Raw genomic sequence first — 22,077 nt, forward strand, 5'->3', positions numbered from 1 at the left:
TTATGGAAGTTAATAATAGTGTTGCAGTAGTTACCGGTGGAGCATCAGGTTTAGGAGAAGCCACCGTTCGGAATATAGTTTCACAAGGCGGTAAAGCTGTAATCCTGGATTTACAGACAGAAAAAGGCAATGACCTTGCAGCGGAATTAGGTGAAATGGCGATGTTCGTTAAAACAGATGTGACGGATGAATCCAGTGTGGTCTCAGCTTTAAATAACGCTATCGAAACATTTGGACATGTTAATATTCTCGTTAATTGCGCTGGGATTGGTGAAGCCAAAAGAACGTTAAGCAAGAATAATGAAGCCCATGATTTAGATTCTTTTTCAAAAGTGATTGGCATTAATTTAATCGGTACATTTAATATGATTCGGTTAGCCTCAGAAAAGATGGCAGCCAATGAACCTGGTCCTACTGGAGAAAGAGGCGTAATTATTAATACGGCGTCTGTTGCTGCATATGAAGGTCAAATGGGACAGGCAGCATATAGTGCATCAAAAGGCGGAATTGTGGGGATGACGCTGCCAATTGCAAGAGATTTATCCAAGCTTGGAATCAGAGTAATGTCTATTGCTCCAGGACTATTTGAAACACCATTATTTGCCGGACTACCTGATAAGGCACGTGAAGCATTGGAAAAACAGACACCATTTCCATCAAGATTGGGACGCCCTGATGAGTATGCGCAATTAGTTCAGAGTATTATTACGAACCCGATGTTAAATGGTGAAACAATTCGCTTGGATGGTGCGATCAGGATGCAGCCACGGTAATTAATTCACATAGAAAAAGAGGTGCAATCATGAGCAGAAGTTATTTAAAAGAAGAACATGAAATTTTTCGAAGTTCCTTACGAAAATTTTTGGAGAAAGAAGCAGTACCGTTTATTGAACAATGGGAAAAAGAAAAACAAATACCTAGGTCATTCTGGAAAAAGGCGGGAGAACAGGGGTATCTTTGTCCACAGGTTGATGAAGCATATGGGGGATTAGGCGCTGATTTTGGTTATGCTGTTGTTATATCTGAAGAGTTTGATCGGGTTAGTGTTGGTATGGTTGGCTTTGGACTTCATAATGATATCGTGATTCCATATATCGAAGCATTTGGTACAGAAAAGCAGAAACAGCTCTGGCTGCCTGGTGCAATTAGTGGTGATTTAGTTTCTGCTATCGCCATGACAGAACCAGGAGCAGGGTCAGATCTTGCGGCTATTCAAACGATAGCCATAAAAGATGGTGATGACTACATTATTAATGGTGAAAAAACGTTTATCTCCAATGGTCATTCTGCTGATATAGCAGTGGTGGTTTGTAAAACAGATCCAAAAGCAAATCCGCCGCATAAGGGAATAAGCCTGTTTGTAGTAGAAGATGGAACACCAGGATTTTCGAAAGGTAAAAAGCTTCAAAAGATTGGACAGCATGCAAATGATACAAGTGAATTAATTTTTGAGGATGTTCGTGTTCCAGGTGATAATCTGCTTGGGCAGGAAGGCAAAGGATTTTATTATTTGATGGAAAAGCTTCAACAGGAACGATTATTGGTTTCCATCCAAAGTATGGCTTCTGCAGAAACGATGCTTTCTCAAACAATTAATTACGTAAAACAGCGGAAAGCATTTGGGCAAAGTATCAGCCAGTTTCAAAACACGCAATTTAAACTTGCTGAAATGCAGACAGAGATTGAGATAGGCAGAACGTTTGTAGATAGATTGATAGATGACCATATAGAAGGAAAGGATATTGTAACAGAAGTATCGATGGCAAAGTGGTGGACAACGGATTTATCAAAAAAGGTTGCAGCAGAATGCCTTCAACTACATGGTGGGTACGGATATATGGAAGAGTATGAGATTGCGAGAAGGTATCGGGATGTTGCCGTGTCCTCTATTTATGCCGGAACCAATGAGATTATGAAAATGATTATTGCGAAAAAGATGGAGTTATGAATACCCTTCTGATTAAAGAGGTGAAGCATATTGAAATTTGGGGACATATCGATTGGTGATGTATATTCAACCAATCCTGTAAAGGTTACGAAAGAAAGCATTCTGGAATTTGGACAGAAATATGATCCGCAATATTTTCACACAGATGAAGGAGCTGCCAGGGAAAGTCCATATGGGTCACTGATTGCCTCAGGTTTCCAAACGTTAGCGGTAGTCTGGCTGAGTGGATAAAAATGGACATCCTGGGGCGTGACTGTATAGGCGGGGCTGGTGCTGATATGCAGTTTAAGGCACCGGTGATCCCAAATGATCAACTCAAGGGCCAATTTAAGGTTGCGAATAAACGGATGCTTTCTGATGAAAAAAGAGGGATGTTAACGATTGAAGTCGCAATTCATAATCAAAAAGAAGAGGACGTATTGTCTGCCCAAACAAATGAATTTATTTTATTTTAGTTTGGATAAATATAAGGGTTTTCATTGAATTTGAAGCAGTGAGGAGGGGTTCATATTGCCACTGAGGTCTACACGCGTACTTGATTTGACCCGGTTACTGCCTGGTCCGTACTGTACAATGTTATTAGCAGATTTTGGTGCGGAAGTTATAAAAGTAGAGGATCCGGACAGTGGAGATTATGCAAGAGCATTTTATCCGAAGATTGCTGGTATCAGTGCGATGTTCCATTCATTGAATCGGAATAAGAAGAGTGTCTGTCTAAATTTAAAATTACCAGAAGATAAACAGGTGTTTCTGGAAATGGTTAAAAATGCAGACGTTGTTATTGAATCATTTCGTCCAGGGGTGATGGAACGCCTTGGTTTGAGCTATGAACAATTGAAAGCAGTCAATCCCGCACTTGTATATTGTGCGATTACAGGGTACGGCCAAACAGGTCCGTACGCAAACCGTCCTGGTCACGACCTGAATTATCTCAGCTACGCCGGGTTACTGAATTTGATGGGCGAAAAAGGTGGAAAGCCAATTATTCCTGCAACAACAATTGCTGATATAGGCGGTGGTGCCTACCCAGCTGTTACAGGTATTTTAATGGCACTTTTGAATAAAGAAAAAACAGGGAAGGGACAATTTGTTGATATTTCCATGCTGGATAACGTCATTTCCTGGATGCAGACGTTGCTGCCTGATTATTTAGCTACAAATAATAATCCAAATAGAGGGGAGCAAATGCTGGATGGCGGGAAAGCATGCTATGCAGTTTATGAAACAATCGATGGACGTTATATATCAGTAGGAGCACTGGAACCAAAATTTTGGACTGCGTTTTGCAAATCTATTGGTAAGAGCAATTTTATTCCCCTGCAAGATGCCCCCTTAGATAAGCAGCTTCAGTTAAAACAAGAGATACAACGCATTATTTTTACAAAAACATTATCAGAATGGATGGAAGTATTTTCAGATATTGACGCATGTGTATCACCAGTTCTAACTTTTCAGGAAATGATTAAAGATCCGCAAATTATATCACGTGGGATGATTCAACAAATAAATGATTCCGCATCGTGTCAGGTGAGGCAGATCGATGTTCCGATTAAATTATCTGAAACCCCTGGTGCTATTCGTTCCCCTGCGCCAAGAATCGGCGAACATACGGATGAAGTTATGAAGGAAATGGGGGTGCTGCGATAAGGTGAATGATAGCATGAGCTGAAATGGTTGGCCTTTGTTAAATAATAAATTCAGGAGGTTTTTGAAGGGATATAGGTACTACATTAGTGAGAAATACTAGAAGAACACCACATAAAACGGCTATACATTATTATGTTCATTGAGGAAATCCCCAAAACATCTGTCGGCAAATTCTTGAAAAGAGCATTAGGTGAACAGGTTAACGAACAGTTGAATGTATGAGTATTATATAATTTGTGGGACGTTCTAGTTGCGTTCCACTTCTTTTTTTATGGGAAAGCTTGCAATGTTTGAAAAAGCCCACTTGTAATTATCTTTGGTTTTAAGTCATACTATACTTGAGATGTTCATTTTTAGAGGAGGAACTTTTATGCAACGCTTAATGTGTAAAGGAAAGATACATAGAGCTAGGGTCACGGAGGCTGAGCTTGATTATGTTGGCAGTATAACGATTGATTGTAAGTTAATGAAGGAAGCAAATATTAAGCCTTATGAAATGGTACAGATTGCAAACATACGAAATGCCGCAAGATGGAAGACTTATGCCATTCCAGCTCCAGAGGGTTCAAACCGCATTTGTCTCAACGGTCCGCCAGCAAACTTGTTTTCTCCAGATGATCTGGTTATTATATTGAGCCAAGGACTCATGACTGATGAGGAAATAGAACATTTAAAGCCTAAAGTAGTATTTGTTGATGAAAATAACGAGATTACCAGTGTTGAGGAACATGATTTACATTGGCCTGAGGGTGTAGAATTATAAAGTAAGGTTTTAAGAAATGAGCCTGGAGCATTTTCCGGGCTAAAAAATAGTAGCTAACATTTCTAATAAACACTCTTGAAAAAAATTAAAAAAATGCTTATAATAAAAGCTGTCTAACTGGGGCATTAGCTCAGCTGGGAGAGCGCTTCGCTGGCAGCGAAGAGGTCATCGGTTCGAGCCCGATATGCTCCATCGTAAAAACAACCCACTTCTCATCTTATTGAGAGGTGGATTTTTTTGTTTATACAAGATTTATAACTTTTTTGGCTAAATAGCCGAGGATCCGATAAGTTCCAGGTAACTAGTCATGGCGGATCCTCGTTCCGTTAACTGCTAGTAAAGCAGCTCAAAAGTGAATGAAGTGAATCCTCGTTCCGTTATTAGTCCAAAATGAAGGAGAAATGATGGTGAAATGGGCGAATAGCGGAATGAGGATCCGAAACCGATGCCAAAGGTCATTATTTGAAGCAAATAACGGAATGAGGATTCACATAGCGATTAAGTCCATATAATTGTGTAAAAAGAAAATAAATTAAAAAAGGGCCAAATTAATTCCCTATGATACAATGTTTAACAACCACGAAAAACAAGGAGGAATTAATTGTGACCCAATTACAGTTTAACCTAGATATGGACTTTTTAAAAGACTCATTAATGAACTCAAATATCGATAATGTTGTTAAATCTACTATCATTTTAGTTTTGAATGAGTACATGGAAAAAGAGCGTGATGAGTATTTAAATACGAAGGCTTATGAGCGTTCAGAAGAGCGTCATGATTATCGTAATGGCTACTACGATCGGGAATATATGATGAGTATTGGAAAAATTAACTTGCGCGTTCCCCGTACTCGTAGTGGCGAATTTTCACCAACTGTTTTTGAAAAATATAGACGGTGTGATCAGGCATTTGCGTTATCCATGCTTGAGATGGTAGTAAATGGTGTGTCTACTCGAAAGATAAAAAACGTTGTTGAACAGCTGTGCGGGGAATATGTTTCAAAGTCCTTTGTATCTTCGCTCTCTGAAAAACTTGATCCAATCGTAAATGAATGGGCAAACCGTGCATTAAACACAGAATACTATCAATATGTATATGTAGACGCCATGTATATCAAAGTTCGCGAACATCATAAAGTTGTGTCTAAAGCAGTTTATATAGCTACTGGACTTAACGAAGGTAATAAAAGAGAGGTTCTTGGTTTGAAAGTGAGTCATGAGGAAAGCTTTGAAGCTTGGCAAGAATTTTTAAATGAACTCATAGCACGTGGTTTACAATCACCAAGCCTTATCATTTCAGATGCTCATTCCGGGCTTAAAAAGGCTGTTCAAAAAGTGTTTATCGGAACTTCTTGGCAGCGCTGTACAGTTCATTTTAAGAAGAATCTCTTTGATGAACTGCCAAAGAAAGGTATGGACGATGTTAAAGAAGAAATAAAGCAAATTTTTGATGTGGAAACACCTGTGGAAGCAAGGAAATTCAAAGATGAGTTTATTGATCGTTACCAGGATAATTCTAAACTGGTAAAGATAATTAACAACCTGGAGGATGGTTTTGATGACGCCGTCCAGTATCTAAATGAACCACCGGAATACCAAAAGTATATTCGTAGTACAAATTCCCTTGAACGGCTAAACCAAGAGGTAAGACGAAGAGAAAGAGTAATACGCATATTTCCTAATACGCAATCAGCTTTTCGATTAATCGGAGCTGTATTAATGGACTACGAAGAGGAAGAGCAAAAGAAAAGACCCATCTTCAAGAGGGATTAGCATGGCCGAATCCGCGCGCGAAAATTTGTTTTGGTAGGAAGGGGTACCCCTTCCTACCAAAACAAATTCAACTAAATACTATAAAGTGGCTGTAAACTTGTATTATGGAATTTTACACAATAAAAAGGACTTGACTCACATAGCAGCACCGATTCAGCCCCAAGTCAAATTTTCCTCACATGCAGATTACATTTTCGAAATATTTTTTCTTCCATCTACATATTCAACTTTCCGGGTTTTTGAACGATATAATTAGTATGAAACTTCTAAAAGAATACATTAAAAGTTGAATAACTTGCGAGAATGGCAAACTTATTGAAAGGTAAGGACGCAGAGCCACGGGTCTAAGGTCTTATGTACTATGATCGCCGGGTTACCGAAAAAGGATGAAAAAAATTAGTAGTTAAACTAATTAAGTCTATCATTTTTGGTAGGCTATTTTTAATTATATGAAAAGCAGGGAACTACTAGTTACTCCCTGTCTTTAAGGAGGTACATATCGATGGATAAGACGTCAATTATTGGTATTATTATCGGATTTTTAGCTATTGGGGTAGGCATGACACTAAAAGGTGTTAGTCCAGCAGCATTAATTAACCCCGCAGCGTTTATTATTATATTTTTTGGAACAATGGCTTCTGTTTGTATCGCTTTTCCAATGGAAACAATTAAAAAAGTACCGAGACTTTTTGTCATCCTTTTTAGGGAAGATAAACAGAATGATATAAAACAAACGGTTGATACATTTACTGAATGGGCAGAGCTTACCAGAAAAGAAGGAATACTTACACTTGAGGCCAAAATAGATCAACTGAATGACAGCTTCTTATCATCAGGCATCCAGTTAGCTGTTGATGGACAATCAACAGAGTTTATTAGAGAACTTATGTTAGAAAAGATTGATGCAATGGAAGAAAGACATGAAAAAGGAGTCTCCGTATTTTCACAAGCTGGTACATATGCACCAACGCTTGGTGTATTAGGGGCCGTTGTCGGATTAATTGCTGCTTTAGGGGATATGAATGACATGGAAGCTCTGGGACATGCTATATCATCCGCTTTTATAGCTACTTTGTTTGGTATTTTTTCTGGTTATGTATTGTGGCACCCTTTCGCAAACAAACTTAAAGAGAAATCAAAAAAAGAGGTGCTAATGAAACAAATAATGATTGAAGGTGTATTATCCATAACAAATGGTGAATCTCCGCAATTGATTCGGGATAAACTTAGTTCCTATTTATCTCCAAAAGAGTTGTTGAAATTAGACCAGGAGGGATCAGATGAAGAGAAAGAAGAAGAATGATGAAAATCATATGAGTGAATCCTGGTTACTTCCTTATGCGGATTTATTAACACTGCTCCTGGCATTATTTATAGTATTGTTTGCGATGAGTGAACTGGATGCAAAGAAATATGAAGAGCTATCCCGCGTGTTTAAAAGTGAGTTTTCAGGTGGGGAAGGGATACTAAAAGAAAGCAATAGTACAATAGAGATGCCTCAAGATGTGGAAGAAGATGAAGAGGAGACTGAAAAACCTGAGGAAGAGAAAAAATTAAGTAACAGTGAACAAGAGTTAAATAAATTGAAATTACTCCAAAAGAGAATTAATAAATATATAAACGAAAATAACCTTTCCGAAAAATTAGGAACCAAGCTGAATGGTGAAGGGTTATTAATAACGATCATCAATGATGTAACATTTGATTCAGGAAGCGCTGTGGTGAGGGAAGAAGGCAGGGGAATTGCAAGTGCCATTTCAACATTTCTGTATACAGATCCGCCACACCAAATAATAGTCAGTGGTCATACAGACGACCGGCCAATTCGTACTAGTGAGTATTCATCGAATTGGGATTTAAGTGTCATGCGGGCAGTTAACTTTATGCGCCTAATATTAGAGAATGATAGACTTGATCCCAAAACATTTAGTGCAAAAGGGTTTGGTGAACATAAACCTCTTGTACCTAATACTAATGATCAAAATCGGGCAAAAAACAGACGCGTAGAAGTACTGATATTGCCTAATTATGAAATTACGGGGGAATTGTAGAGTGGTACCTGCACCACTTCTCGGTTATATAAACTAAAGGCCGAAATCCCACCTAATTGGATTTCGGCTTTTAAAATTTTACTTCTTCTTAAACTTGCTTCCCTTGCTTTTGGCACGTAACTTAGCCATTAAATCAGATGATGTTTCAGCTTCCTTTTGGGTTGTTGCTTCATCAATCGAAACAATCTGGTACTTATCATCCACTTTTTTCATGTTGAAATAGGTGTTTTTACTGCTGCCTTCTGGTAATTGCTCAACAGGAATGACTACTTCTTCCTTGGTTTCCTCCATGAGAATAACGGCTTTATTAGAGTCTTCAAATCGATCAAGTATCCCTTTCATATTTATCCCCCTGTACAGGCCAAGCCTTGGCTTTTGATATCGCTGATCCGCGATGGTCCGATTCCATTAACATCTGTTAAATCCCTTACTGATTGAAATGGTCTCAATTTAATTAAGTCCTCTGAACGTGCCGGGCCGATATGGATAATTTCCTGTAATTTTTCAGACGATGCTTTGTTGATATTGATACAATCACCAGTTGCTGGCGATTTTTCTGTGTTAGTTGATTGATCACTTGTATCATTATTGGATGAGTTATCTGAGGAACCACTGCTGCTTGGGCTGATTGTTCCGTCATCTTTTGTCTGAACGGTATAGTCGCTTCCGTCCGTTGTTACAACAATCGTCCCATGAACATCCGTACCATATAACTTGATTCCAGCATTTTGGATAAGTGAAACCACCTCAGCATGCGGGTGGCCGTATTGATTATCAGCGCCTGCGCTATAAATGGCTACTTCCGGACTTACCGCATCAATAAAAGCTGGATCGCTGGATGTATTAGACCCGTGATGTCCTAATTGTAAAAAGTCAGCATTCACACTATTCCCGCTGTTTATCATTTTCATCTCGCCATCACGATCAGCATCGCCAGTGAACAGAAAACTCATGTCACCATATGTGAATTTTGCGGAAATAGATTCTTCGTTTGTGTTACCCGTAATGCTGCCTGGATGGAGAACGGTAATGTCCATCGAGCCAATTTCGAATGTGTCTCCGGTTCTTGGCTCATCGTAATCCGCGTCACTTGCCAGAACAGCCTTCATGCCTTGTTGGAATGTTTGTGATGAGCTTTCATTTCCAGACATCCAAACCTCACCAACATCAAATGTATTCATGACTTCTGCCAGTTGCCCGGAGTGATCAGCATCAGCGTGACTGACAATGAGTACGTCGATAGCAGAGACTCCTTGTGCTGACAGGTAATTAGGCACTTCATTACCTTGCCAATCTCCTGTATCAAACAATATAGTGTATTGTTCACCATTACTCTTATATTGAAAAAGGGTGGCGTCAGCTTGTCCAACATCGATGTAGTGAACTTTTAAATCGGTTAATGCAGGTTTTTCATCTGATTTTGAGTTGGTAGTTTCATCGGTTTCGTTTTGGTTTGAATCCTGCTCTTTCGGTTTCTTCTTATCCTTATCCTGTAATGATTCTTTTACTGATTCCGAATGGTTTGTGACTGTTTGCTGATCAGTTGAACCTTGGTCAGGATTTTGTCCGCATGCTACCAGAACAGCTAAAATCATTATAATTAAGAATTTTTTGGCCACTTCAGTTCCCCCCCAATTGCCTAACTGTTGCTTTCTCTTAAGCGTATCAGAGCTATTGGGGAAAATCTATATACAAAATGACCATAATTGAATTTTGAACTGAGTTTTGTATGTGAAAAATTAAATCTTTCTAAGTCCAAATTTAAATTTTATCTTAGATAGCTGCTTCAGTTTTTCAATTTTCGTAATGTGCAAATTACGATCTATCTTGTCATAATAGTTAAAAAATGAAACAAGGAGCCAGCTCATGAATATTGTCTGGAAGCATTATCTGATGGTACTGTTTTTGTTGTCATTGTTTACATCTGACCTGAACTCTAACTTCAATTCAGAATTGATTACAACTGGAGTATTGGACCGAATTGAAGATGGTAATCAGGCTGTTATTTTACTGGAAGAATTGCAGCAAGAACTAGTAGTACCGATGCATATGTTACCATTAGGAAGTAGACCGAATACATGGCTTCAGATTAAAATGGGTGGCACCTGTTATTTTCCAGATTTAAGCGGATTTTGCCTGATTGGAATATCTAAATTAAACAAGTAGTTCTATTACCACTACAATCGAATCCGAAACGAAAAAAGTGTCATCTTCTAGAAAAAATAATTTTTTTCATGCCACTTTTTTGATGTGAGGTACGATTGTGATAGTGAGAGAAAGCACTTCAAAGTAAAAGGAGAAACCCTGAAGTACTATTCTCAATTAATAATTATCTATATTAATTTGAATTTTGTGATAAAATAAACGGAAAATGTACTGTATAAAGGGAGGTATCTATATAAAAATCCTATCAAGTAAGGAAATTAACAATGCAATATCGATGAGAGATGTAATAGACTCCATCGAAAACTATTATTTGCAGGATAAATCTAGCGATGAAATAATCCCTGATCGGATGCATATTGATGATGAAGAAAACACTGCGTTATTGATGCCGGCGTTTTATGGGGATTACTATGCAACAAAACTAGTAGGTGTTGCACCCAACAATACGAACTTAGAGAAGCCGACGATACATGGGTTAATGGTGCTTTATAATCGTAAAACTCTTGAACCCCTGATGACGTTTGATGCAATGCCAATAACTGCATTACGTACTGGGGCACTTGGTGGACTGGGGATGAAATATTTATCAGATCAGCATGCCTCCTCGATTGGAATTATTGGAACGGGTACTCAAGGGTGGAGCCACCTGCAATCTGCATGTGCAGTGCGTAAAATTGATACAGTATATGTCTATAATCGCAGCAATAAAAAGTTACATGACTTTATTTCAAAAGCAGAAAAAGAGTTTCCTGACCAAACTGTACGCGAGGCAAAATTACCCCAACTAATCATAAATTCAGATATTGTTATCACAACGACAACATCGCAAACGCCCGTATTACCTGATTTGGACCCATCGGTTTGGAGGGGGAAACTAGTTGTGGCGGTAGGGTCTTTCAAGCCTTCTATGCAGGAGCTTCCTGATTCTTTCCTATCTGCTGTAGATGAATTTTATGTCGATGCATATAGTGCATTCCACGAATCAGGGGATATGATTCGGGCGAAACACTTTGGGGCGAATGAAAACAATACGTTGTCACTGAAAAAAATGATTGAGGAACAGCATCATCCGGAAAAGATTTCGGACAAAACGCTATTGTTTAAGTCAGTTGGTATAGGTATTTTCGATTTGATCACGGCGAAGGAAATCTATGAAAAGTTAAGTTAAGGCTCACTAGCTTCTGAATAGGAATTGACTCTATTCGTAAATTACCATCCTAAAAAAATACCTTTTCAATTTCAACTGTTAGTGGTAGAATTTTATATTAAATTATTAGAATTGTTTTACAAAAGAAAGGTGGGGCTGGTTATGGGAAAAGACTTACGGATCAAGAGTAATGTTTTCAGTGATAGCTTTTTGAGAGCACCGAACCGTGCGATGCTTCGTGCAGTTGGTGTTACAGATGAGGATTTTAAAAAGCCAATGATTGGTGTTGCAAGTACGTGGAGCGAGGTAACGCCCTGTAACATCCACCTGAATGATTTGGCGGTTAGTTCCAAGAAAGGTGCAAAAGAAGCTGGCGGTGTTCCACTCATGTTTAACACGATAACAGTTTCTGACGGTATTTCCATGGGTACGAGTGGTATGCGTTATTCACTTCCAAGCCGGGATCTTATTGCTGATTCTATCGAGACAGTTACTGGTGCGGAAAGTTTGGATGGACTGGTGGCCATTGGTGCCTGTGATAAGAATATTCCAGGTTGTATGATTGGGATTGCTAATAGTGAGGTACCGTCTGTTTTCGTATATGGTGGAACAATTTCTCCTGGTTCCCACGGTGGAAAAGATATTGACATCGTGTCGGTATTTGAAGGAGTAGGCAAACATAACAACGGGGATATTGATGATCAGGAATTAAAAGCGATTGAGTGTAATGCATGTCCTGGTGCTGGTGCCTGTGGCGGTATGTATACTGCAAACACAATGGCGTCAGCTGTGGAAGCAATGGGCATGAGCTTGCCTGGAAGTTCGTCGAATCCTGCTGAATCAAAGGAAAAAGCAGATGATTGTGCTGCTGCGGGTGAAGCTGTCTATCAATTACTGGAAAAAAGTATTTATCCAAAAGATATTATGACAAAAGAAGCATTTGAGAATGCAATAACGGTTGTTATGGCACTGGGCGGATCAACGAATGCTATTCTTCATCTGTTGGCGATGGCTCATGCGATTGATGTTGATTTAAGCATTGATGACTTTAACAGAATGCAGGAAAAAGTTCCGCATCTTGCTGATATGAAGCCGAGTGGCAAATATGTCATGCAGGACCTGCACAATGCTGGTGGTGTGCAGGCTGTCATGAAGCTTCTTCATGAGGAAGGGTACTTGCATGGGGATTGTCTTACAGTAACTGGAAAAACAGTTGCTGAAAATTTAGCTGTGGCACCTCCATTGCACGATGATCAGAAAGTAATTATGCCATTTGATAATCCTAAGCGTGCGGATGGTCCCTTGATTGTTCTAAAAGGTAATTTAGCCCCACGCGGTGCAGTGGCGAAAGTATCTGGTGTAAAAGTCAGTCGTCATACCGGCCCGGCACGTGTGTTTAATACGGAGAACGAGGCTTCGGCAGCAATTAGTGAGAATAAGATTGCTGAAGGTGATGTTGTAGTCATCCGCTATGTCGGTCCTAAAGGTGGTCCTGGTATGCCTGAGATGCTGTCGATTTCAAGTTTGCTTGTTGGGAAGGGACTTGGTGAAAAGGTGGCATTGTTAACCGACGGCAGATTCTCCGGTGGTACCCATGGCCTTGTGGTAGGTCATATTGCGCCAGAAGCACAAGATGGTGGTCCAGTAGCACTTTTACAGGAAAATGATCTTGTTACAATTGATTCTGAGAAAAAGGAGATTTCATTTGAGATTTCTGAAGATGAGTTGCAGCGTCGCAAGGATGAATGGACGGCTCCACCTATGTACAAAAAAGGTGTATTAGGTAAATATGCTCACACGGTTTCCTGTTCCTCAAAGGGAGCAGTAACTGATTTTAAATAGTTGTCAGACGCCCCGGATAACCGGGGTTATTTTTTTAGAATTTTTAAGAGTCTAAAGAACTTGGACTAGATATGGCAATCTTCAGCCAGATATCGGGAACTTCAACTTAATATCGAAAAATCTTCAGCTTCCCTATTGGACAATCCACCCTTTTTTTACTGTAATGCAAATGTAATATATTCACGATTTTCTTGTCGCAATCATAATGTAAACGCATTCAACTTATTTGATTAATCAAAAGTATCAAAAAATTTTAAAAAAGTGGTTGACCTTTACTGTGAAACGGTATAAGATTATCGACAATATAAAATTTTCAGATACAAATAATATCATCAACTCGATGATGGGAATAAAGGAACATGGCCCATGTTTTTACAGAGAGCCGGGGTTGCTGTAAGCCCGGAATTACATGTTGTTCTGACATCGTCCCTGAGTGCAGAATTGAAAGGGTAGCAAATGAAGCTCCCCATTAGATTCTGTCAGGTATACACGGGTATACCTGTTATCAAAAAAGGCTGGTTGACAGCTTAGTGAGGCAGGATTCGTGAGGATGCTGTAAACTTGGGTGGTACCGTGAAAAGAGACTCTTTTCTCCCCATTCATTCTGCTTATAGGCAGGTGTGTGGGGAAAGAAGGGTCTTTTTTTAGTAGTTAAGCAAGTGCAATAAAGACTTTCGCCAAAAAAATCTGGCGATAAGTCTAATATTAAATAATTTAAGGAGGCATGCAATAGTGAAAGTGGAGGCGAAACCTGAAATGGTCAGTGCAACAGAAAAGATGACCGGGGCTGATGTGTTGATGAATGCTCTTGTAGAGGCAGGTGCCGATACAATTTTCGGCTATCCTGGCGGGGCGGTACTGCCAATTTATGATGCGTTGTACCGTAGTCAAGCACCTTTTCAGCATGTGCTGTCACGGCATGAGCAGGGATCGGTTCATGCGGCTGAAGGGTATGCAAGGGTTACGGGTAAACCAGGCATTGTGATGGCAACTTCAGGACCGGGAGCAACAAATCTGATAACTGGTATTACGGATGCAATGATGGATTCATTACCATTGGTCGTATTTACCGGGCAAGTGGCAAGCAGTGTGATTGGAACGGATGCTTTTCAGGAGTCGGATGTGTTGGGAATTACGACTCCAATTACCAAATACAATTATCAGGTAAAACATGTATCTGAGATACCCAGGGTCGTAAAAGAAGCTTTTTATATTGCTGCTTCAGGAAGACCGGGGCCTGTTGTAATTGATATTCCAAAAGATGTATCTGCGGCTGTAACGACGGAGACGTTTTCCAGTGATTTCCATTTACCTGGATACCAGCCAACCAAACAGCCTAACCCGTTACAAATTGTTAAATTAGCTGATGCGCTTAGTCGGGCGGAAAAACCGGTTATTCTCGCCGGGGCAGGTGTTCAATTTGCAAATGCGTCGGAGAATTTAAAGCAATTTGCAGAAAAACATCAGCTTCCGGTAGTAACAACATTACTAGGTCTAGGAACATACCCAGGATCAGAGACGCTATCGCTGGGTATGGGCGGAATGCACGGAACGTACGCTGCGAATATGGCAATTTACGAAAGTGACTTATTAATTAACATTGGTGCAAGGTTTGATGACCGCTTAACTGGAAATTTGAAGCATTTTGCACCGAGTGCCAAGGTTGCTCATATTGATATTGACCCTGCTGAGATCGGCAAGAATATTAAGACGGATATTCCTGTTGTAGCTGATGCGGATGAAGCGCTGAAAATGTTGCTGGAAAAGGCGGTATCATCAATGAATCATGAACCCTGGCTGAAAAAGCTGCAGGAAAATAAATCAGATTATCCTTTGTGGTATGAACAGTCAGATAAAGAAATATCGCCACAATGGCTGATAGAGCAGGTATATACACAATCCTCAGGAAAAGCAATTGTTACGACTGACGTTGGACAGCATCAAATGTGGGCAGCTCAGTTTTATAAAATGGAAAAACCGAATCGTTGGGTGACATCCGGAGGTCTTGGAACAATGGGATTTGGATTTCCGGCTGCAATTGGTGCACAGCTTGGCGCACCAAAGGACCTTGTTGTTGCGTTAGTAGGTGATGGCGGATTTCAAATGACCTTCCAGGAACTGTCGGTGATAAAAGAACAACACTTGCCTGTTAAAGTGATCATTGTAAATAATGAGGCGCTTGGAATGGTAAGACAGTGGCAGGAAAGCTTTTATGAGGAGCGCTATTCTGAATCAGTTTTTTCATCAAATCCTGACTTTGTAAAACTAGCAGAAAGCTATGGAATTCGCGGAATGAAGGTCGACAAGGAAGCGAATGTAGAAGAAGTATTGCAGGAAGTTTTTGAATATGAAGGTCCGGTTGTTGTTGATTGCCGGGTTGTACAATTATCGAATGTGTATCCGATGATTGCCCCAGGTAAAGGGATTCATGAAATGGTAGGGGTGACAAAATGAGACGAATCATAAGTGCGACGGTTCAGAATCGTGGAGGCGTGCTAAATCGGGTAACCGGGATGATGCATAAGCGGCAATTTAACATCGAAAGTATTTCCGTTGGTGCATCCGAAACAGAAGGCATATCGAAAATGACTTTTGTTGTCGAGGTTGGTGATCACCAGAAACTGGAGCAGCTGACCAAACAGCTCAACAAACAAATTGATGTTTTGAAGGTATCGGATATTACAGAAAAGGCAATTGTTGCAAGGGAGTTAGCATTGATAAAGGTGAAAGGAAGCGGCCAATTACGTGCTGAAATCCAAGGAGTAATTACACCGTTTCGGGCATCCATCATTGATGTTTCCCGGGAAAGCCTGACGATTCAGGTGACAGGTAAGCCTGATAAGGTTGAAGCGTTAATTTCATTGTTACGGCCATATGGAATTAAAGAGCTTTCTAAAACTGGTGTAACTGCATTCTTAAGAGGACAGCAGCCGCAGCAGGTAACCGAAATCAATTCGTTTCCAGTGTAGTAAAACTATAAATTTTAAGGAGGATGTTTCAAATGGCAAAAGTATATTATGAAAAAGAAATCGATAAGCAGGTATTGCAGGAAAAGAAAATCGCAGTGGTAGGTTACGGATCACAAGGGCATGCACATGCATTAAACCTTAGCGAGAGCGGGTATGACGTTGTGGTTGGACTTAGACCAGGGAAATCACAGCAAAAAGCGGAAGCAGACGGGTTTAAAGTTTATTCAGTTGCTGATGCGGTTAAGGCTGCAGACGTTGTAATGGTGCTGCTGCCAGATGAGCATCAGCCGGAGGTTTACGAAGAAAGTATTAAGCCAAACTTGCAGGCAGGAAATGCAATGGCATTCGCACACGGATTTAATATTCACTTTAATCAAATTGTCCCACCATCAGATGTAGATGTTTTCCTTGTTGCTCCAAAAGGGCCGGGACATCTGGTTCGCCGGACGTATGAGGGTGGTGCTGGAGTACCAGCATTGTATGGTGTTTTCCAGGATGTTACAGGTAATGCCAAGGAGCTTTCACTAGCCTATTCTCAAGGAATTGGTGCAGCAAGAGCAGGGGTTCTTGAAACGTCATTTCAGGAAGAGACTGAGACGGATTTGTTTGGTGAGCAGGCAGTACTTTGCGGCGGGCTTACAAACTTAATCAAATCAGGGTTTGAAACGTTGACGGAATCAGGGTATCAGCCTGAAGTTGCCTATTTTGAATGTATGCATGAAGTGAAACTGATTGTGGATCTGTTGTATGAAGGCGGACTTGAAAACATGCGTTACTCGGTATCTGATACAGCACAATGGGGTGATTTTGTTTCAGGGCCAAAAGTCATCAACGATGAAACAAAAGCCCGCATGAAGGAAGTACTTTCTGAAGTTCAATCAGGTGAGTTTGCTAAAGGATGGATATTGGAAAATAAGGCAAACCGCCCTCAATTCTATGCAATCAATGCGTTGGAAAACCAGCATCCGATTGAAAAAGTTGGAAAGGAGCTCCGTGATTTAATGCCTTTTGTAAAACAGCCATTACAAGCAACAAAAGAAAAACAAAAGGATGTGAATGTGCATGTCACAAATTAAAATTTTTGATACGACTTTGAGAGACGGCGAACAATCACCGGGAGTAAATTTGAATAAACTTGAGAAGCTGGAAATTGCCAGACAGCTTGAAAAATTGGGTGTTGATCGGATGGAGGCAGGTTTTCCTGCTTCTTCTCAGGGTGACTTTGAAGCGGTAAAAGCAATTGCTGAAACTATCAAAGGAACATCGGTTACAGGACTTGCAAGAGCAGTAAAATCAGATGTCGACACGGCATGGGAGGCGCTGAAATATGCAGAGGAACCGTGCCTTCATATCTTTTTGGCAACATCACCAATTCACATGACTTACAAGCTGAAACAAACACCTGAGCAAGTGATTGAAACTGCGGTGGACATCGTCACATATGCAAGGGAAAAGTTTCCGCAAGTGGAGTGGTCAGCTGAAGATGCTTCTCGGTCAGACTGGAATTTCCTTTCACAGATAATTGAGCAAGTGATTGATGCTGGTGCTACAGTAATTAATTTGCCGGATACTGTCGGGTACACGACGCCAAAGGAATATGGGGAGCTATTCCAATTTATTAAAGAAACAGTTCCTAATATTGATCAGGTTGATTTGTCCTGTCACTGCCATAATGATTTGGGCATGGCGGTTGCCAATTCAATCTCTGCTGTAGAAAATGGTGCTACCCAGGTAGAAGGAACGATAAACGGTATAGGTGAACGCGCTGGTAATGCATCATTAGAGGAATTGGCTGTAGCATTCGAAATACGCTCGGATCATTATCCATATACAACAGGACTGAAACTGAACGAGATAAAGCGTACGAGTGATCTTATCGCGAAGTTATCGGGGATGTTCGTCCAGGCAAATAAAGCGGTTGTCGGTCGCAACGCATTTTCACATGAAGCAGGTATCCACCAGGACGGCGTCTTAAAAAACAAGGAAACCTACGAAATTATTACACCGGAAATGGTCGGAGTGCAGTCAAATACACTTTTCCTTGGAAAACATTCCGGACGTCACGCGTTTCAGGATAAAGTTAAGTCACTAGGATTTGAGCTTGCTGAGGAGAACTTGAAAAAGGCATTCTACCAGTTTAAACAACTGACTGATCGCAAAAAAGAAGTTACCGAAGATGACATTTTTACCATTTTAATGGAAATTCAAACAGATCAATCCGGCGCAGCTAAGTATCAAATGGAAATGTTCCAGGTGCAATATGGTACAGCAAATATCCCTACAGCAACAGTATCATTGACGACACCTGAAGGGAATAAGGTTCAGGAAGCTCGTACAGGTCAGGGAAGCGTTGAAGCACTTTATAACACATTGGATAGCTTAATTGAACAGGAATTACAATTAGTTGACTATCAACTGAACTCAGTCGGACGTGGAAAAGATGCGCTTGCTGAATCACATGTGCAGCTTTTGGTAAATGGAGAATCAATGAATGGACGTGGAACAGCACAGGATGTTGTTGAGGCGTCAGCAAATGCATTTTTAAATGCGGTGAACCGCTACATGATTCAATATCATATATCAAAGCCGAAAGAAGAGGCTGTAAAAGGAGGATATTAAATGAATAAACAGGTTGTTTTGCTGCCAGGAGATGGTATTGGTAAAGAAGTGATGGAGTCAGCGAAGTTAGTCCTGAATACGGTTGCGACCGAATACGGCCACCGTTTTGCTTTTCATGAACATGCCATAGGTGGAGATGCGATTGACCGCTATGGCAACCCGCTACCTGATGATACGGTGAAGGCTTGCCAGCAGGCTGAAGCTGTATTACTAGGTTCTGTTGGGGGAAAGAAGTGGGATAATCTCCCGGCAACTAAGCGGCCTGAAAAAGGATTACTTGGAATCAGAAAGCAATTGGGATTGTTTGCAAATTTGCGGCCAATCAAGAGTTTTCCGGCACTAGAACATGTTTCTCCACTGAAACAGGAAGTTATCAGTGGAAGTGATATTTTAATCATTCGTGAGTTAACAGGTGGTCTATATTTTGGGCAGCCTAGTGAACGGCGGGAAAATGGGCAGGCGGCTGTTGATACACTATATTACCAGCGTTATGAAATCGAACGGATTGTTGATAAAGCATTCCAAAGTGCACGAAAGCGACGAAAGCATTTAACTTCAGTGGATAAAGCAAATGTATTGGAATCAAGCCGTCTATGGCGGGAAATTGTTGAGGAAAAGCGAGAGCAGTACCCGGATGTAACAGTGAATCATCTGCTTGTAGACGCAGCAGCAATGAAGCTTGTTACAAGTCCTGATCAGTTTGACGTCATGGTTACAGAGAATTTATTTGGCGATATTTTAAGTGATGAGGCGTCCGTATTAACCGGTTCGCTAGGGATGCTTCCATCAGCAAGTGTACGTTCAGATGGTGTAGGTCTTTACGAGCCAGTTCATGGTTCTGCACCTGATATTGCAGGACGCGGGATGGCCAATCCAATAGGAATGATTTTGTCAGCAGCTATGATGCTTCGCCATTCTTTTAACATGGAAGAGGAGGCTGCCGAGATTGAATCAGCAGTGAATGATACATTGAACGAAGGCTATCATACAGCTGATTTGAACAGAGAAGGCGGAAAGCTTGTTGGTACCGCTGAGATGACTGAGGCGGTTATTGAAAATATCACGACTAAAAGTGTTTCAGACAGTATTTGCAGTTCATATTTTTAAAGGGAGAGGAGGTATTCCGAATGGGGAAACCTGAAACAATTGTAGAAAAAATTTGGAATAAACATGTTGTACATGATGAAAAAGGTAAACCAAGTCTTATGTATATTGATCTGCATCTTGTTCATGAAGTTACTTCGCCACAAGCGTTTGAAGGATTAAGGCTGGCTGACCGCAAAGTACGTCGTCCGGATCTGACTTATGCAACGATGGATCATAATGTGCCAACGAAAAACCGTGATGTCATGAAAGATGAAATTTCGGTGAAACAGATGGAAACGTTAAAAAAGAACTGCATGGACTTTGGTATTACCCTTGCAGATATGTACCATCCAGATCAGGGGATTGTCCATGTAATTGGTCCGGAACTTGGATTGACACAGCCGGGGAAAACGATTGTTTGTGGGGATAGCCATACCTCTACACATGGTGCTTTTGGTTCATTAGCGTTTGGGATTGGAACAAGTGAAGTCGAGCATGTTTTGGCAACACAAACAATATGGCAGGAAAAACCAAAGACGCTAAATGTCCATGTGGATGGTGATCTAGGTCCAGGTGTGACAGCGAAGGATTTAATTTTAGCGATTATCGGAAAATATGGCGTTCGGTTTGGCACAGGATATGTAATCGAGTATACCGGAGAGGCCGTTCGAAACCTGTCTATGGAAGGCCGGATGACTGTTTGTAATATGTCGATTGAGGCAGGAGCAAGAGCTGGGTTGATTAGTCCGGATGAAAAAACTGTTGAATTCCTGCGTGGGAGAGCTCATGTGCCTGAAGGAAAGGAATTTGATCAGTTTGCTGATGAGTGGTTAGATATCGCTACTGATGAAGGTGCTGCTTATGATCAGACCGTAACAATTAAGGCGGCTGAAGTTGAACCGCAAGTAACCTGGGGAACAAATCCTGGTATGTGTGTACCTGTTAATGGTTCAACTCCGTCAGTAGACGATGCTGAGCATAAAGAGGATTTGGAACGGGCATTAGCGTATATGGGATTGCAGGAAAATCAGCCAATCACTTCAATAGAGATTGATCATGTGTTCATCGGTTCCTGTACCAATTCACGATTGGGTGATTTGAAAAAAGCTGCATCCGTTATTCAAGGCAGGAAAGTGAATCCAAAAGTTAGAGCGATTGTTGTTCCAGGGTCATTTAAAGTTAAATGGCAAGCGGAAGAAGAGGGACTTGATCTTATTTTCAAGGAAGCCGGGTTTGAATGGCGAGAGGCTGGCTGCAGTATGTGTCTCGCAATGAATGATGATATTGTTCCTCCTGGTGGAAGATGTGCATCAACGTCAAACCGTAATTTTGAGGGTAGGCAAGGAAATGGAGCCAGGACTCATTTGGTCAGTCCGGAAATGGCGACTGTTGCTGCGATTGAAGGACATTTTGTGGATGTACGACAATATGCAGGGGCACTGCAATAGGGGGTGAGCAATTATGGAAGCAATTCAAAAGCATACTGGGAAGGTATTTCCATTAAATCGTACAAATGTTGATACAGATCAGATTATCCCAAAACAATTTCTGAAACGTGTCGAACGAACCGGCTTCGGGCAATTTTTATTTTATCACTGGCGGTTTGATGATGATGGTAAGCAACGGTCCGATTTTATTCTGAATCAGAATGCATATGCGGATGCCTCTATCTTGCTGGGCGGTGAAAACTTTGGGTGCGGATCATCACGAGAGCATGCTCCGTGGGCGTTGTTGGATTATGGGTTTCGGGTAATTATCGCCCCCAGTTTTGCCGATATTTTTTATAATAATGCCTTAAAGAATGGGATTATTCCAGTACAAATGGATGAAGAACAGGTAAGTGAATGGATGAAACAAGCGGAAGAATCAGCACTTTATTTGCAAGTGGATTTAGTGAATCAGCAGATTGTTGATGATAAACGAACTGTTCCATTTTCAATTGATAATTACAATAAAGAAAAGCTGTTAAATGGCTGGGACGATATTGCTCTTACGTTGCATCATGAAGCTAAAATTACTGCGTTTGAGGGCAGATAGTGTGATTATATCCTTGGTTGTTTTCTAAA

21 protein-coding genes, 1 tRNA gene and 1 riboswitch are annotated in these 22,077 nt (G+C 40.7%); of the genes, 20 read left to right on the plus strand and 2 right to left on the minus strand.

The window, feature by feature from the left end; genetic code table 11:
- Nucleotides 1–2: 2 nt before the first annotated feature.
- The 10 genes from ACE1TG_RS10870 to motB all read left to right on the plus strand — a co-directional run bounded on the left by ACE1TG_RS10870 (nt 3) and on the right by motB (nt 8,182).
- Complete coding sequence (locus ACE1TG_RS10870; protein WP_375052408.1) at nt 3–773, plus strand: 3-hydroxyacyl-CoA dehydrogenase; 771 nt, start codon at nt 3–5, stop codon at nt 771–773.
- 29 nt (nt 774–802) lie between these two features.
- Nucleotides 803–1,948, plus strand: a complete 1,146-nt coding sequence (locus ACE1TG_RS10875) for an acyl-CoA dehydrogenase family protein (protein ID WP_375052409.1) — start codon at nt 803–805, stop codon at nt 1,946–1,948.
- A gap of 30 nt (nt 1,949–1,978) precedes the next feature.
- Nucleotides 1,979–2,179 carry a MaoC/PaaZ C-terminal domain-containing protein gene (locus tag ACE1TG_RS10880; protein WP_375052410.1) on the plus strand — a complete coding sequence of 67 codons (201 nt, stop codon included), beginning with the start codon at nt 1,979–1,981 and terminating at the stop codon, nt 2,177–2,179.
- A gap of 2 nt (nt 2,180–2,181) precedes the next feature.
- Nucleotides 2,182–2,403, plus strand: a complete 222-nt coding sequence (locus tag ACE1TG_RS10885; RefSeq protein WP_375052411.1) for a hypothetical protein — start codon at nt 2,182–2,184, stop codon at nt 2,401–2,403.
- A gap of 55 nt (nt 2,404–2,458) precedes the next feature.
- Complete coding sequence (locus ACE1TG_RS10890) at nt 2,459–3,595, plus strand: CaiB/BaiF CoA transferase family protein (protein ID WP_375052412.1); 1,137 nt, start codon at nt 2,459–2,461, stop codon at nt 3,593–3,595.
- 370 nt (nt 3,596–3,965) lie between these two features.
- Entirely contained in the window at nt 3,966–4,358 is a 393-nt protein-coding gene (gene panD, locus ACE1TG_RS10895; protein WP_375052413.1) for an aspartate 1-decarboxylase, read from the plus strand.
- 119 nt (nt 4,359–4,477) lie between these two features.
- A tRNA-Ala gene (locus tag ACE1TG_RS10900) sits at nt 4,478–4,550 on the plus strand.
- Nucleotides 4,551–4,961: 411 nt separating this feature from the next.
- Nucleotides 4,962–6,131: an IS256 family transposase gene (locus tag ACE1TG_RS10905; protein WP_375052414.1), complete on the plus strand. Its 1,170-nt coding sequence runs from the start codon at nt 4,962–4,964 to the stop codon at nt 6,129–6,131.
- A 295-nt stretch (nt 6,132–6,426) separates the two neighbouring features.
- A riboswitch (cyclic di-GMP riboswitch) is annotated at nt 6,427–6,512 on the plus strand.
- A 121-nt stretch (nt 6,513–6,633) separates the two neighbouring features.
- Entirely contained in the window at nt 6,634–7,434 is an 801-nt protein-coding gene (gene motA, locus ACE1TG_RS10910) for a flagellar motor stator protein MotA (protein ID WP_375052415.1), read from the plus strand.
- Nucleotides 7,412–8,182, plus strand: coding sequence for a flagellar motor protein MotB (gene motB / locus ACE1TG_RS10915; RefSeq protein ID WP_375052417.1), 771 nt, complete (start codon nt 7,412–7,414; stop codon nt 8,180–8,182). Before motA ends, motB begins: the two co-directional genes overlap by 23 nt.
- Nucleotides 8,183–8,260: 78 nt before the next feature.
- On the opposite strand, the gene ACE1TG_RS10920 is transcribed toward motB, so the two are convergent.
- Both ACE1TG_RS10920 and ACE1TG_RS10925 read right to left on the minus strand, forming a co-directional pair.
- Complete coding sequence (locus tag ACE1TG_RS10920) at nt 8,261–8,524, minus strand: DUF3006 family protein (protein WP_375052418.1); 264 nt, start codon at nt 8,522–8,524, stop codon at nt 8,261–8,263.
- Between the two features lie 2 nt (nt 8,525–8,526).
- On the minus strand, nt 8,527–9,801 hold the full coding sequence (locus tag ACE1TG_RS10925) for an MBL fold metallo-hydrolase (RefSeq protein ID WP_375052419.1): 1,275 nt from the start codon (nt 9,799–9,801) through the stop codon (nt 8,527–8,529).
- 247 nt (nt 9,802–10,048) lie between these two features.
- On the opposite strand from ACE1TG_RS10925, the gene ACE1TG_RS10930 reads away from it, so the two are divergent.
- From ACE1TG_RS10930 to leuD, 10 genes are all read left to right on the plus strand, one after another.
- The gene (locus ACE1TG_RS10930) at nt 10,049–10,348 is read left to right on the plus strand and encodes a DUF3006 domain-containing protein (RefSeq protein ID WP_375052420.1); all 300 of its coding nucleotides are present in this window, start codon (nt 10,049–10,051) and stop codon (nt 10,346–10,348) included.
- 205 nt (nt 10,349–10,553) lie between these two features.
- Nucleotides 10,554–11,516 (plus strand): ornithine cyclodeaminase family protein, encoded by a 963-nt coding sequence (locus tag ACE1TG_RS10935; protein WP_375052421.1) that lies wholly within the window; start codon nt 10,554–10,556, stop codon nt 11,514–11,516.
- Nucleotides 11,517–11,657: 141 nt separating this feature from the next.
- On the plus strand, nt 11,658–13,337 hold the full coding sequence (gene ilvD, locus ACE1TG_RS10940; protein ID WP_375052422.1) for a dihydroxy-acid dehydratase: 1,680 nt from the start codon (nt 11,658–11,660) through the stop codon (nt 13,335–13,337).
- Between the two features lie 732 nt (nt 13,338–14,069).
- The gene (gene ilvB, locus ACE1TG_RS10945) at nt 14,070–15,791 is read left to right on the plus strand and encodes a biosynthetic-type acetolactate synthase large subunit (protein ID WP_375052423.1); all 1,722 of its coding nucleotides are present in this window, start codon (nt 14,070–14,072) and stop codon (nt 15,789–15,791) included.
- Nucleotides 15,788–16,306, plus strand: coding sequence for an acetolactate synthase small subunit (ilvN, locus tag ACE1TG_RS10950; RefSeq protein ID WP_092491749.1), 519 nt, complete (start codon nt 15,788–15,790; stop codon nt 16,304–16,306). The genes ilvB and ilvN overlap by 4 nt, the downstream gene beginning before the upstream one ends.
- Before the next feature lie 32 nt (nt 16,307–16,338).
- Nucleotides 16,339–17,382, plus strand: a complete 1,044-nt coding sequence (gene ilvC, locus ACE1TG_RS10955; RefSeq protein WP_375052424.1) for a ketol-acid reductoisomerase — start codon at nt 16,339–16,341, stop codon at nt 17,380–17,382.
- Nucleotides 17,369–18,925 (plus strand): 2-isopropylmalate synthase, encoded by a 1,557-nt coding sequence (locus ACE1TG_RS10960; RefSeq protein WP_375052425.1) that lies wholly within the window; start codon nt 17,369–17,371, stop codon nt 18,923–18,925. Before ilvC ends, ACE1TG_RS10960 begins: the two co-directional genes overlap by 14 nt.
- Nucleotides 18,926–20,032 carry a 3-isopropylmalate dehydrogenase gene (gene leuB, locus ACE1TG_RS10965; RefSeq protein ID WP_375052426.1) on the plus strand — a complete coding sequence of 369 codons (1,107 nt, stop codon included), beginning with the start codon at nt 18,926–18,928 and terminating at the stop codon, nt 20,030–20,032.
- Nucleotides 20,033–20,052: 20 nt separating this feature from the next.
- Nucleotides 20,053–21,459: a 3-isopropylmalate dehydratase large subunit gene (gene leuC, locus ACE1TG_RS10970; protein WP_375052427.1), complete on the plus strand. Its 1,407-nt coding sequence runs from the start codon at nt 20,053–20,055 to the stop codon at nt 21,457–21,459.
- Between the two features lie 13 nt (nt 21,460–21,472).
- Nucleotides 21,473–22,048, plus strand: a complete 576-nt coding sequence (gene leuD / locus ACE1TG_RS10975; protein WP_375052428.1) for a 3-isopropylmalate dehydratase small subunit — start codon at nt 21,473–21,475, stop codon at nt 22,046–22,048.
- Nucleotides 22,049–22,077: the final 29 nt, after the last annotated feature.

This window comes from Virgibacillus sp. JSM 102003, assembly GCF_041949995.1.
Taxonomy (GTDB): domain Bacteria; phylum Bacillota; class Bacilli; order Bacillales; family Amphibacillaceae; genus Lentibacillus.